Annotated in this window: 11 protein-coding genes; 5 read left to right on the top strand and 6 right to left on the bottom strand. The window is 62.8% G+C overall.

The features are described from left to right. Positions 1–215: 215 nt before the first annotated feature. Both RB623_RS16445 and RB623_RS16440 read right to left on the bottom strand, forming a co-directional pair. Positions 216–1298 carry a calcium-binding protein gene (locus RB623_RS16445; RefSeq protein ID WP_308057975.1) on the bottom strand — a complete coding sequence of 361 codons (1083 nt, stop codon included), beginning with the start codon at positions 1296–1298 and terminating at the stop codon, positions 216–218. A 115-nt stretch (positions 1299–1413) separates the two neighbouring features. Beyond that, a complete protein-coding gene (locus tag RB623_RS16440; RefSeq protein WP_308057974.1) occupies positions 1414–1710 on the bottom strand; it encodes a hypothetical protein in 297 nt (98 codons plus the stop codon). Between the two features lie 155 nt (positions 1711–1865). Here RB623_RS16440 and RB623_RS16435 point away from each other — a divergent pair, with 155 nt between their 5' ends. The 3 genes from RB623_RS16435 (at position 1866) to RB623_RS16425 (ending at position 6809) form a co-directional block, all read left to right on the top strand. Then, positions 1866–3815 carry a PrkA family serine protein kinase gene (locus RB623_RS16435; RefSeq protein WP_308057973.1) on the top strand — a complete coding sequence of 650 codons (1950 nt, stop codon included), beginning with the start codon at positions 1866–1868 and terminating at the stop codon, positions 3813–3815. 124 nt (positions 3816–3939) lie between these two features. Continuing rightward, a complete protein-coding gene (locus RB623_RS16430; protein ID WP_308057972.1) occupies positions 3940–5247 on the top strand; it encodes a YeaH/YhbH family protein in 1308 nt (435 codons plus the stop codon). Next, positions 5244–6809, top strand: coding sequence for a SpoVR family protein (locus RB623_RS16425; RefSeq protein ID WP_308057971.1), 1566 nt, complete (start codon positions 5244–5246; stop codon positions 6807–6809). The genes RB623_RS16430 and RB623_RS16425 overlap by 4 nt, the downstream gene beginning before the upstream one ends. 96 nt (positions 6810–6905) lie before the next feature. On the opposite strand, the gene RB623_RS16420 is transcribed toward RB623_RS16425, so the two are convergent. The 3 genes from RB623_RS16420 to RB623_RS16410 form a co-directional block, all read right to left on the bottom strand. Next, positions 6906–8021, bottom strand: a complete 1116-nt coding sequence (locus RB623_RS16420) for an alkene reductase (protein ID WP_308057970.1) — start codon at positions 8019–8021, stop codon at positions 6906–6908. Between the two features lie 39 nt (positions 8022–8060). Next, the gene (locus RB623_RS16415) at positions 8061–8351 is read right to left on the bottom strand and encodes a metalloregulator ArsR/SmtB family transcription factor (RefSeq protein ID WP_308057969.1); all 291 of its coding nucleotides are present in this window, start codon (positions 8349–8351) and stop codon (positions 8061–8063) included. A gap of 205 nt (positions 8352–8556) precedes the next feature. Next, on the bottom strand, positions 8557–9177 hold the full coding sequence (locus RB623_RS16410; RefSeq protein ID WP_308057968.1) for a TetR/AcrR family transcriptional regulator: 621 nt from the start codon (positions 9175–9177) through the stop codon (positions 8557–8559). A gap of 99 nt (positions 9178–9276) precedes the next feature. Here RB623_RS16410 and RB623_RS16405 point away from each other — a divergent pair, with 99 nt between their 5' ends. Both RB623_RS16405 and RB623_RS16400 read left to right on the top strand, forming a co-directional pair. Next, complete coding sequence (locus RB623_RS16405; protein ID WP_308057967.1) at positions 9277–10488, top strand: Rid family hydrolase; 1212 nt, start codon at positions 9277–9279, stop codon at positions 10486–10488. Beyond that, positions 10488–11645: a Xaa-Pro peptidase family protein gene (locus tag RB623_RS16400; RefSeq protein WP_308057966.1), complete on the top strand. Its 1158-nt coding sequence runs from the start codon at positions 10488–10490 to the stop codon at positions 11643–11645. The genes RB623_RS16405 and RB623_RS16400 overlap by 1 nt, the downstream gene beginning before the upstream one ends. A gap of 27 nt (positions 11646–11672) precedes the next feature. Here the strand turns inward: RB623_RS16400 and RB623_RS16395 are convergent, their stop codons facing one another. Continuing rightward, positions 11673–12434 (bottom strand): IclR family transcriptional regulator, encoded by a 762-nt coding sequence (locus RB623_RS16395; RefSeq protein ID WP_308057965.1) that lies wholly within the window; start codon positions 12432–12434, stop codon positions 11673–11675. Between the last annotated feature and the right edge of the window lie 59 nt (positions 12435–12493).

The raw sequence follows: 12493 nt of genomic DNA, 5'->3' as shown, positions 1-12493 counted from the left end.
CGGCCACGCAACCGACCGGCACCCTCCAGCCAAAACATCCCGACGACGAAATCTCCAGCGTACTCAAACGCGTAAAACAAAACCCCGCCAAAAATGACGGGGTTTGTCAGCAGTCTGAGCCCGCCACCTGAGTGGCGGGCTCCGGTGACCGCGGCCGCGACGAAGGGAGAAGCTGACCGCGATCCCCTGCTCGATCATGCGGACGAGTGGCCAGGTCAGATCACGGTGAAGTCGGCGGCGCTGAGACCGAGCCCCGGTGTCAGCGTCGCGATTTTCACCGCTGCGGTCCCGCCGACGCCGTCGGCGTCGTAGAACAGCGAACCGGTATCGGAGTTGTAGATTATCCTGTCGTCGGCATCTCTCGGCGCGGAGGCGTTGTCCTTGAACCTCGCGGCATCCAGCGCCCCGAGGTCCAGCGTGGTGAAGATCGCTCCGTCCAGCTCGATCTGGTCATCCACAACTCTGAAATCAACAATCCGATCGACGTTGCCGGTGCCGAGCGCGGTCGAGAAGCGGAACGTATCTTGCCCGCCCATGCCGTACAACATGTCGTTTCCGCGCCCTCCGTCAATCACGTTTGCACCGTCGTTGCCGCGTATCGACTGAGCGATCTCGTTGCCCGTCAGGTTCATCGCGTAGGTTGCGCGCAGGGATGTCGTGTTGAGGAGTTCGACGTTGGCGCCGATTCCGAGCTTGTAGTCGACGCCGGCGGAGACGCGGTCGGTTCCGCCGCTAGCGCTCTCGATGACGACGTCCCCGGTATTGTAGACGAGGTAGGTATCGTTGCCGTCGCCTCCGATCAGCGTGTCCGCAACGCCGACGCCGCCATCGTGCAGGATGTCGTTGCCTCCCTGGCCTTCCAACGTATTCGCCGCATTCGCGCTGCCAGTCAGGGTGTCGTGGGTGTTCGAACCTCGCAGATTGTTGATCCCGACGAGGTAGTCGCCCTGGGCGTCCCCGCCGAAGCCTTGAGAAGCCCCGGTAAGTTGGACATTGAGTCCCAGGATGGGCAGGACAAGGTTGACGATCGTCGAGAGATCGATCGTCACGCCGGCGGCGGAGTTCGTGTAGTCGGCGGTGTCGTCGCCCGACGCAGTGATCACCCCGGCCACGTTGAGAAGTCCGCCGATGATCACGTCGGCGCCGGAGCCTCCACGAACCACGTCGTCTCCTGACCAGCCAATCGCGATGTCGTTTCCGCCAAGAGCATCGACGAAGTCGTTCCCGGTGGCTTGAACTGGACCGAGGAGCAGACTGGGAAGGATTTCGGCGTCGTTGGTGCCTGTAAAGGTTGCCATTTGACTTCTCCCTTTGGTTAAGACCATCGGGAGTCTGTCTTGTCATCCGTCACCAATCCGGAATCCGAAATCTCTCTCTGCGGTTGCATAAGGTTGTTACGGCCGCGCGGTTTGCTCAGACAGCGATCTGCGCGGTCGTCAGTTCCTCGTTGGCTAGTCGCTCAAACTGCACGACAAGGTGATTGTTCAGGTCGGTGAGGCGTTCTTCGCAACCGGCCTTCCCGCACACAAACCGTGGATGAACGTCGGCGCGATCATCACGTTCGCGTGCGCTTCGCCGGACGGGCTGATTCCGCAATGCATGAAAGTAGGGGAAAGAGCGACGGCACTTGTCGGCGTCGGTGTCAACTGCCGGTATCATACCTATATAGGTAGAGAAGGGATCGCAGGCGGAAGGCTTGATGATGACCACAAGGACCGTTCGACGGACCTGTTCGGTAACCCGAAGCGAGCCGGAGGCTCGGACCACGCGCCCCGCCAGTTTCGCCCGGTTCTCCGAATACCCTTCCCAGGCGTTCCACTGTCGCCAACCAGCATTCCGTTCGATTCCCCTTTAGCGAGGTCAAAATGCAATCGCACGAGTCTGACGTCTTCCGTCTCTTTTCGGAAATCTACGGCAGCGAGAAGCGGGAGGAGATCAGCCTTCAGCAGTATCTCCTCGCCTGTCGCGAGAATCCGTCGATGTATGCCACGGCGGCCGAAAGGATGGTCGAGGCCATAGGCGAGCCGGCCTTGATCGATACCAGCGCCGATGCTCGTCTTGGCCGTATTTTCTCCAACAGGACGGTCAAGATCTATCCGGCTTTCGCCGACTTCTACGGGATGGAAGAGACGGTCGAGCGGATCGTCGGCTATTTTCGCTATGCCGCCCAAGGCCTGGAGGAGCGCAAGCAGATCCTCTATTTGCTGGGGCCGGTCGGAGGCGGCAAGTCGTCGCTAGCCGAACGGCTGAAGAAGCTGATGGAACAGCAGCCGATCTACACCTTGAAGGTCGGCGACCAGGTCAGCCCGGTCTTCGAATCACCACTCGGGCTCTTCCATCCCGAGCGCATGGCCGACCTCCTGGAGGACAAATATGGCATTGCGCGCCGCCGGCTGAACGGCCTCATCTCGCCGTGGGCGTCCAAGCGGCTCGATGAACTCGGCGGCGACATTTCAAAATTCAGCGTGGTCAAGCTGACGCCGTCGCGGCTTCGTCAGATCGGCATCGCCAAGACCGAGCCTGGCGACGAAAACAATCAGGACGTCTCCGCGCTTGTCGGCAAGGTCGATATCCGCCAGCTCGAACATTTCAGCCAGTCCGATCCGGACGCCTATTCGTTCAGCGGCGGGCTGAACCGGACGACGCAGGGGCTGCTGGAATTCGTCGAAATGTTCAAGGCGCCGATCAAGGTTCTGCACCCCTTGCTGACGGCCACCCAGGAGGGAAGCTACAACGGCACCGAGAATTTCGGCGCGTTCCCCTACCAAGGCATCGTCCTTGCACACTCAAACGAATCCGAGTGGCTGCAATTCAAGAACAACAAGAACAACGAGGCATTTCTCGACCGCATCCTCGTGGTCAAGGTGCCGTATTGCCTGCGCGTGACGGAAGAGCGCCTAATCTACGAGAAGCTGCTGCGTGAGAGCGAGCTGACCAACAGCCCCTGCGCGCCGGAGGTGCTGGAAATCCTGAGCCGCTTCACCGTGTCGACGCGGCTCGCGATCCACGAGAACTCGCCTCTCTACACCAAGATGCGGGTCTATGACGGCGAGAACCTCAAGGACGTCGATCCCAAGGCGAAATCCGTGCAGGAGTATCGTGACGCCGCGGGCGTCGACGAAGGCATGACCGGCGTCAGCACCCGATTTGCCTTCAAGGTTCTGTCGCAGACCTTCAACTACGACACCAAGGAGGTGGCCGCCGATCCTGTGCATCTGATGTATGTTATGGAGCAGGCGATACGACGCGAGCAGTTTGCGCCGGAGGTCGAGGCGCGGTTCCTCGATTTCATCAAGTCCGAACTGGCGACCCGTTACGCCGAGTTTATCGGCCATGAAATCCAGAAGGCCTATCTCGAATCCTACAGCGAATACGGGCAGAACCTGTTCGACCGCTACATCGCCTATGCGGACGCCTGGATCGAGGATCAGGACTTCAAGGACCCCGATACGGGGCAGATCCTCAATCGTGAAGTGATCGACCGCGAATTGTCGCAGATCGAAAAACCGGCCGGCATCGCCAATCCCAAGGATTTCCGCAACGAGGTGGTGAAATTCACCTTGCGCGCCCGCGCCAAGAACAATGGCCGCAACCCGTCATGGACGAGTTACGAAAAGCTGCGCGAGGTGATCGAGAAGCGCATGTTCGGCCAGGTCGAGGACCTGCTGCCCGTGATCAGCTTCGGGTCCAAGAAAGACAGCACCACGGAGAAGCAGCACACCGAGTTCGTCCAGCGGATGACCGAGCGCGGTTACACGGAGCGGCAGGTCCGGCGGTTGGTCGAATGGTATATGCGGGTCAACAAGGCCGGTTAGTGTCTTCTGATATTCAGCTCAAGGCGCGGTGCAGATTGCGGGGTTTTCGCGGCTTGGGTACTCATGTACCTTGGACCTGGATATCGGCACGCCCTGAGACGAACGTCGGAGAGCGGATCGCAGAATGCCGAACTTCATCGATCGCCGTCTGAACCCGAAAGACAAGAGCCTTGGCAACCGCCAGCGGTTCCTGGGCCGGGCGCGCGAAGAACTCAAGCGCGCCGTCAACGAACAGATCAAGGCCGGCAAGATTGCGGATGTCGATGGCCAGCATGCGGTGCCGGTGCCGGTGCGGGGTACCGGCGAGCCGAGCTTCCGGGTCGCCGGCGGTTCGGGCCGGCGGGAGCATGTGCTGCCCGGCAACAAGGAATTCTCGGCGGGTGACCGTGTGCCGAAACCATCGGGCGGAAGCGGAAATTCCGACCGCGGTTCGGCAGGCCGCGATGAAACGGAGGACGACTTTCGCTTCGCACTATCACGGGAGGAATTTCTGGACCTGTTCTTCGAGGATCTTGAGTTGCCCGACCTGGTCAAGCTCGACCTCAAGGAAGTGGTGTCCTTCCGGCCCCGCCGCGCCGGCTACGCGGTGACGGGGGCTCCGACAAATATCAATGTCGGACGCAGCATGCGCAACAGCTTCGGCCGTCGCCTCGCGCTCAGGCGGCCAAAACAGGCGGAACTGGACGCGATCGCCGCCGAGATCGACGCGCTCGGGGCGAAGCCGGATCCCGATCCGGAAACCGCTAAGCGCATCGAGACATTGCGGGTCGAACTCGACAAGCTGGCGCGCCGGCGCAAGCTTGTGGGTTATGTCGATCCCGTCGACATCCGCTTCAACCGCTTTGAGCCACAACCCATTCCCAGCGCCAATGCGGTCATGTTTTGCCTCATGGACGTTTCCGCCTCTATGGGCGAGCGCGAGAAGGATCTGGCCAAACGCTTTTTCGTGCTGCTCCACCTCTTCCTGAAGCGACGCTACGAGCGGACCGACGTGGTTTTCATCCGCCACACCCACGAAGCGCGGGAGGTGGATGAGGAAACGTTCTTCTACAGCACACAAAGCGGCGGCACCGTCGTGTCCACCGCGTTGGGCGAGATGCGCCGTATCATCCACGAGCGCTATTCCAGCAGCCGCTGGAACATCTACGCAGCCCAGGCATCCGACGGAGACAACGACGCCACGGACTCCGATTACTGCGTCGGGCTCCTAAACGACGAATTGATAAAGCTCTGTCAGTATTACGCTTATGTCGAGATCATCGACGAGCGCGAGAGCCACATCTTTCGCTCGGTCGACAACGGCACTGCGCTGTGGCGTGCATATCGCCTCGTCAGCCAGAAGTGGCCCAACTTTCAGATGACGCGGATCGCTAAGCCGGCAGACATCTTCCCGGTGTTCAAGCAACTTTTCTCCAGGCAGCCGGCCAAATGAAAGCAACCGGATGGCAGCGGACCACAAGCGAGGGCGCCACGAGGCCAGGCTTGCTGTTCGAAGGCTCGGACTGGAATTTCAAGACGCTGTCGCGAACCTATGACGCCATCGAGGCTGTGGCGCTCGAAGACCTCCATCTCGATGTGTACCCCAATCAGATGGAGATCATCTCGTCGGAGCAGATGCTCGACGCCTATTCGTCGATCGGCATGCCGCTGATGTATCGCCATTGGTCGTTCGGCAAGCATTTCGTCCAGGAGCAGCAGCTTTACCGCAAGGGCCGCATGGGCCTGGCCTATGAGCTGGTGATCAATTCTGACCCTTGCATCAGCTATCTGATGGAAGAGAACACCATGGCCATGCAGGCCCTGGTCACCGCACACGCCGCCTTCGGCCACAACCATTTCTTCAAGAACAACTACCTGTTCCGGCAGTGGACGGACGCGGCCGCCATCCTCGACTACATGGAGTTCGCCAAGGCCTACATCGCCCGCTGTGAGGAAAAGCACGGCCTCGCAGCCGTCGAGGAGATCCTCGACGCCGCCCACGCGCTGATGGAACAGGCGGTGTTCCGCTACCGCCGCCCGCCCCGACTGTCTTCCCTGAAGGAGCGCGAACGGATCCGCGACCGGCTGGACTATGAGGAGCGCGTCTTCAGCGATCTGTGGCGCACCCTGCCGCCGTCCAAGGACGGTCGGGATGCCGGCGACGACGAACGCGACGCGCAGGAGCGCAAGAAGAAGCTCAACCTCCCCGAAGAGAACCTGCTTTATTTCCTGGAGAAGAACAGCCTCGTGCTTGAGGCGTGGCAGCGCGAAATCCTGCGCATCGTGCGCGTCATAGCGCAATACTTCTATCCGCAGCGCCAGACCAAGGTGATGAACGAGGGCTGCGCCACCTTCGTGCACTACACGATCATGAACACGCTGTTTGACCGGGGCAGGATAAACGAAGGCGCGATGCTGGAAATCCTGCAGAGCCACTCCAACGTCGTGTTCCAGCCCTCCTTCGACGACCCTCGCTTCTCGTCCCTCAACCCCTATGCCCTGGGCTTCGCGATGATGCAGGACATCCAGCGCATCTGTACCGACCCCACCTCGGAAGATCGCGACTGGTTCCCCGATATCGCCGGCAACGGCGACTGGCGGGCGACGCTGCTCGACGCCTGGGCCAACCATCGCGACGAGTCGTTCGTGCTGCAATATCTCAGTCCGGCGCTGATGCGGAAATTTCGGCTGTTCGTCCTGGCCGACGATGCGAAGGAGAGCCATTACCGCGTAGCCTCGATTCACGACGAGCGCGGCTACAACAAGATACGGGCCGCACTCGCCCGCAGCCTGGACGTCGGCGCCAACCGGCCCGACATCCAGGTGATCGATGTCGATCTTCTCGGCGATCGGCAATTGCGCCTGCAGCATACGCTGCAGGATGGTGTGGTGCTGGTGGAAAGCAGCCGTGATGCCACCCTGCGCCACATTCGGCGTCTGTGGGGTTACGACGTCAGCCTTGTCGGCGTAGATCAGGCTGGCGTGATGGCCTACGAAACCTCCGCGACGGAATAGCGGCCTGACCGCGGCTTGATGCCGGCGATGTGTCGGGCACGACGGCGCGGATGGCACGCCTCGCCGGCTGCCGCGCCATCCGCCGGAAAATGCCGACTATGCCGCTGTCGGATAGTCGGTATAACCCTTCGCGCCGCCGCCATAGAAGGTCGCCTTGTCCGGCGTGTTCAGCTCGGAATTGCGCTTCAGCCGGCTGACCAGGTCGGGATTGGCGATGAACAGCTTGCCGAACGCCACCAGGTCCGCATAGCCATCCGCCACGGCCTTTTCCGTCATTTCCTTGTCGTAGCCGTTGTTGACCAGCCAGGCGCCACGACCGCCGGCGTCACGATAAGCTGCCTTGAGTTCCGCATAGTCGAAGGGCTTGTCCCCCTGCAGGAAGTCCCGCGCGCCGCCCGTCGCCCCTTCGACGATATGGACGTAAGCCAGGCCGCGACTGCCGAGGCCCGCCGCCACATGGTTGAAAAGCGGCTGCGGATCGGCATCCGATGCGTCGTTGGCGGGGGTGACCGGCGACAGCCTGATGCCGGTGCGGCCGGCGCCGACGGCTGCCGTTACCGCGTCGACCACCTCGAACAGGAAGCGCGACCGGTTCTCGATCGAGCCGCCATAGTCGTCCGTGCGACGGTTGGTGCCCGAGCGCAGGAACTGGTCGACCAGATAACCGTTGGCGCCGTGGATCTCGACGCCGTCGAAGCCGGCTACCTCGATCGCCGCTTTCGCGGCGCGGCGGAAATCATCGACGATGCCGGGGATTTCGCCCGCATCGAGCGCGCGCGGCTCGGACGTGTCGGCGAACTCACCGCTGCCGTCCGGCTTGACCAGAAACGTCTTGGATTTCGCCCTTATTGCGGAAGGCGCCACGGGCCTGCCGCCGCCGGGCTGCAGCGTGTCGTGCGAGATGCGCCCGACATGCCAGAGTTGCACCACGATCTTGCCGCCGGCCGCATGGACCGCGTCGGTCACGCGCTTCCAGCCGGCGAGCTGGTCGGCTCCATAGAGGCCTGGCACGTCGGCATAACCCTGGCCCTGATGGCTGATGGCGGTGGCCTCCGTCACGATGAGGCCGGCACTGGCACGCTGCCCGTAATAGGTGACGGCAAGATCGCCAGGCACCGCATCGGGCGAGCGGTTGCGCGTCAGCGGCGCCATGACGATGCGGTTCGACAGCGTGAGGTCGCCGACTTTAATGGGATCGAAAAGCGTGGCCACGAAAAATACCTTTCAAGCGTTGGGAGCGGGGGAGGATGGTCAGAGATCGGACAGGGCGGCGCGGAAAGCGGCGATGGTTTCTTCGTTGCGTTTGTAGAACACCCATTGGCCAACCCGCCGCGTGGTGACGAGGCCGGCAGAAGCCAATGTGGCGAGATGCGCCGAAACGCTGGATTGCGCCAGGCCGCAGCGCTCGAACTGGCTGGCGCAGACGCCCATCTCGAGCGGGTGCTCCTGGGCGGCGAAATGCTTTTCCGGCTCCTTCAGCCAGGCCAGCACGTCGCGCCGGACCGGGTGCGCCAGTGCTTTCAGGATGACATCGCGATCCATTCAATCCTCATATCGGACGTTCCCGATATATGGATCGATCATCATCGATATCCAAGGCAATCCGTTCCATCCTGGCCGCTTGGCCGGAGAATTCTGCTGCCGTGCAGGGCGCAAAAATTGAAATTTGCTGTCAGGCTCGACAGCGGCAGCGCCGCCGCGTTCCGGGTGAACGATTTTCGAGCGGTATCGGCGATCGGTGGCAAGCTCAAGTGGTTCGCCGCTCGATCAGGCCCTGGATGCTCCTGTAGATCGCCTCCAGGCGTTCGAAGCCGCCTTCCGCAAGTGTGATCGGCGCGGCATTGTCGGCAATCGCAGCGAGAAGCAAGGCGGCGTCGTTGGCATCGACGTTCGCGCCGAGTTCGCCGCGCTGGCTGGCGGCCGACAGTGCGCCGGCGAAGATCGCCGACAGTTCGCTGCCGAAATGATCCACGGTTCGACGGCCTTGCGGGCTGAGCAGATCGGCATCCTGCCGCAGGCGGGAGATCAGGCTCCACGAGCCGCCCTGCCCGTCCGGATTGAAATGCAGATAGCGTGCCCGGCTATAGTCGACCATCGCCTCCACCTTGGCGCCAAGAGGGGTGTCTTGCGCGGACCAGATTTGACGCAGGGCCGCGAGCGTGATGTCGACGTAGTTCCGCAGCACCTCTTCCACCAGTGTCTGCTTGTTGCCGAAATGATAGTGGATGTTGGCGCGCGTTGTGCCGAGCGTCGCCGCGATGTCGCCGAAACTGACGCCGCGATAGCCATGGCGCACCAGCAATTCCAGCGCGGTATCCTTGATCGCCTGCCGTGTATGCGTCTCGCCCATGACGGCCAGTATAATCATTTCTCGCCGGCATCCGGCCGGCGAACCCACGCATCCCCAGAATTTGACGAGTTCCTGACTTACAGGTAAGTAAGCCATAAAAATGCAATGGGAGGGCTTATGGAAAAGCGAGTGACCGGCGGCGCTCATGGTGGAGCCCCGCAAGCCGTCCGGGCGGGGGACCTGATCTTCGTCGGCGGCCTGATGGCGATAGACCAAAGTGGAAACATCGCCGGAGAAGACGTCGCCACGCAGGCCCGCCTGATTTTCCAGCGGCTGGAGGCCGTGTTGCGACAGGCGGGCGCAGGCCTCGCCGACGTGGTGAAGCACAACATCTACTTCACCTGCGGTGACGGCCAGGCCGCGGTGTCGCATTTTCTCGACGATCTCGATGCCGTGCGCACCCGGTATTTCACGGCGCCCGGCCCGACGACGACGGAAATCCGCTGCGGTCTCGACAGGCAGGGCGCCCTGCTGATGGTCGACGCCTGGGCCGTGGTCGGCGGCAAGCGCGAACGCCTCGATCCACCGGGCCACTGGCGCTGGAGAAAGGAACTCCCCTTCGTCCAGGGCTGGAAGGTCGGCGACATGCTGTTCATCGGCGGCCAGCGTTCGCTCGACCGGGACGGCAAGATCCTGGGCCTCGACGACATCGAGATCCAGACCGACGAGGCGTTCCGCAACCTCGACACCATGCTCAGGGCCGGCGGCGGCGACCGCAACAGCCTGATGCGCCAGAACACCTATTTCCGCTTCTTCGGCGAAGGCCGCGAAGTCACAAACTATTGGGAGAAGATGACCAATGTCCGGCGGCGCTATATGTCGGTGCCGTCTGCCGCCGGCGCCGGACTGCGCATCCAGGGCATGGGCGATACCGACGAACTCATCCAGGTCGAGGGCATCGGCGTGCTGGGTGACGACAAGCAGCGCCTGCAACCGGAAAACCACTGGGATTGGAGCATTCCGAACACCCAGTTCACGCAAGGCTGGAAGATCGGCAGGCTCGGCTTCATCGGCGGCCAGATCTCGGCCGACGACAAGGCGCGCGCCGTCGGTGACGACATGGAGACGCAGACCCGCAACGTTTTCAACTTCATCCGCAGCACGCTTGCTGAGGGCGGCCTCGACGAAAGCCATGTGGCGAAGCTCTACATCTATTATCACGCCGAAGGCGACTGGGCCGAGATCGAGGCGACGCGCGCGGTGATCGCGAGGGTGCAGCGCGAGTTCTATCCGGAACCGGGGCCAGCGGTAACCGCGATACGCGTCGCCGGCTTCGCCTTCGAGGGTCTGCTGATCGAGATCGAAGCCCTGGCCGTGTCGCCTGACTGATGTCCAGAAGCGATTTCACGACCGAGGAGTTCGCCGGACGACTGGTGCGGGTTCGGGCGGAAATGCGCGCGCGGGAGCTTGATTGGCTGGTGGCCGTGCATCCGGTTTCCATCCATTGGCTCACCGGCAGCGATGCAAAGAGCTACCAGGAGTTTCAGTGCCTGCTGGTCGGCGCAAAAGACGAGCCTCTGGTCGTACTGACGCGACACGGCGAAAAGCACGAGTTCGAAACCGACTCGCTGGCCGACGAAGTGCATGGTTTCGGCGGCGGCGAAAACGAAGACCCCATCCTGGCTTTTGCCGCACTGGCGCGACGCCACGGCCTGCTGGGCAAACGAGTCGGCCTGGAGGTGCCCGCCTTCTATCTGCACCCGCACCACTATCTCGCGCTCCGCGATGTACTAGGCGAGACGCTGGTCGCGGAAACCACCGACCTCATCCCCAGGCTGAAGCTGGTAAAATCACCGGCCGAACTTGACTGCATCCGCCACGCCGCCGCGATCGCGGATCTCGGCATGGAACGTTTTACGCGCGATCTCGCTGCCGGTGTGACCGAACTGGCGCTGGCCGGCGGCGTCTATGAAACACTGCTTTCGAGCGGCAGCGGCATCGCCGCCAGCCCGATCAATCTCGTGTCGGGGCCGCGTTCGGCCTACAGCCACGGCGCGCCGACCGAGCGGATTCTGCGGCGCGGCGACTATGGCAGCATCGAATTCGGGGCGACGTACCGGCGCTACACGGCGACCATCGGCCGTCAGTTCGCGGTGGGGCAACCGACGCCGCGCATGATCGAACTCTACGATGTGGTGCGCCGCGCCTCCGATGCGATGATCGCGGCCATCGGCGACGGCGTGCCGGCGACACTGCCGCATGAGGCGGCACGCGCCGTCATCGGCGAGGCCGGTCTCGAACGCTACCGCGTGCATCTTTCCGGCTACGGCCTGGCCCCCGGCTTCCCGCCAAGCTGGGCCGAGCCGCTGCATATGATCGGCGATAGTCCGTACGTCCTCGAGGCCGGCATGGTGGTGACCGTAGAGCCGCCGGTGTTCATCGGCGCGGAAGGGCTGGGCGCGCGCATCATCGACACCGTGCTGGTGACGCCGACGGGAGCCGAGCGTCTCGGCCGTTTCCCGCGCGATCTGATCGTCGTCGGCTGAACGCCCGAGCTGCCCTCCGGCGGCGGCTCAGCCGCCGAGTTCGGTGGCGATCTCCGTGCAGGCGAGTTTGAGCCGTGCCAGCATTGCCTCGAAATTGGGCGGGGAACTGCGCCGGCTGACGGCGGCGACCGTGACGCATGCGACCGCGCGGCCGTCGCCGACAAGGATGGGGCAGACGACGTCGGTGACGCCGATGATGTCGCGGCTCTCATGGATGATGGCACCTCGTCCGCGCACCTCCTCCAGTTCCGCCGCGAGCGCGGTCGGGTCGGGCGGCTCGCGCATCAGCATCAGGCATTCGGTGATCATGCGCTCGCGCACCGCCTTCGGCTGGAACGCCATCAGCACCAGGCCGGAATGCGCGTCCGCCAAAGGCCGGCGGTAGCCGAGCTTCAGCGAAAAGTTCATGTCGGCGCCCCCCGAGGCGGCTGCGATGATCACCGTCTCGCCGCGATGCGCGACGACGAGGTGCGCGGCCTGATGCACTTCCTCGGCGAAGCGCTCGACGATCGGCGCCGCTATGCTGACGAGATCGCGGGCGCGCGCCGTCTGCATGCCGAGCCCGAACAGCTTGTTGGAGAGCATCAGCCCCTCGCCGCTCTCGTCGCGCTGGATGTAGCCGCGCCCAAGCAGGACATGCACCATGCGGAATATTTCGTTCTTGGATCGCCCCAGTTCCTCGGCGATCTGGCGGGTCCCCATCGGATGCCCGGCGCCGGCCAGCAGTTCCAGTATGTCGAGCCCTTTTTCGAGGGCCGGGGCGCTATAGCTCAGTCTGTCGTCGCTCATTTCGCTCGCTTCATGGATGACGCTTGACGCCACATATAAAGCGACGATAGCGTAGGGTC

Origin of the sequence: Mesorhizobium sp. LHD-90 (assembly GCF_030929505.1) — a bacterium.
In the GTDB taxonomy this organism is placed as follows: domain Bacteria; phylum Pseudomonadota; class Alphaproteobacteria; order Rhizobiales; family Rhizobiaceae; genus Kumtagia.
The sequence above is the reverse complement of the archived record's forward strand: the minus strand, read 5'-3'. Positions and strand labels throughout refer to the sequence as shown.

What these genes read in the sequence shown, in the direction of transcription:
- RB623_RS16435 (WP_308057973.1), top strand. Translation starts at nt 1,866, where the DNA reads ATGCAATCGCACGAGTCTGACGTCTTCCGTCTCTTTTCGGAAATCTAC.
- RB623_RS16395 (WP_308057965.1), bottom strand. Translation starts at nt 12,434, where the DNA reads ATGAGCGACGACAGACTGAGCTATAGCGCCCCGGCCCTCGAAAAAGGG.
- RB623_RS16400 (WP_308057966.1), top strand. Translation starts at nt 10,488, where the DNA reads ATGTCCAGAAGCGATTTCACGACCGAGGAGTTCGCCGGACGACTGGTG.
- RB623_RS16405 (WP_308057967.1), top strand. Translation starts at nt 9,277, where the DNA reads ATGGAAAAGCGAGTGACCGGCGGCGCTCATGGTGGAGCCCCGCAAGCC.
- RB623_RS16430 (WP_308057972.1), top strand. Translation starts at nt 3,940, where the DNA reads ATGCCGAACTTCATCGATCGCCGTCTGAACCCGAAAGACAAGAGCCTT.
- RB623_RS16425 (WP_308057971.1), top strand. Translation starts at nt 5,244, where the DNA reads ATGAAAGCAACCGGATGGCAGCGGACCACAAGCGAGGGCGCCACGAGG.
- RB623_RS16445 (WP_308057975.1), bottom strand. Translation starts at nt 1,298, where the DNA reads ATGGCAACCTTTACAGGCACCAACGACGCCGAAATCCTTCCCAGTCTG.
- RB623_RS16410 (WP_308057968.1), bottom strand. Translation starts at nt 9,177, where the DNA reads ATGATTATACTGGCCGTCATGGGCGAGACGCATACACGGCAGGCGATC.
- RB623_RS16415 (WP_308057969.1), bottom strand. Translation starts at nt 8,351, where the DNA reads ATGGATCGCGATGTCATCCTGAAAGCACTGGCGCACCCGGTCCGGCGC.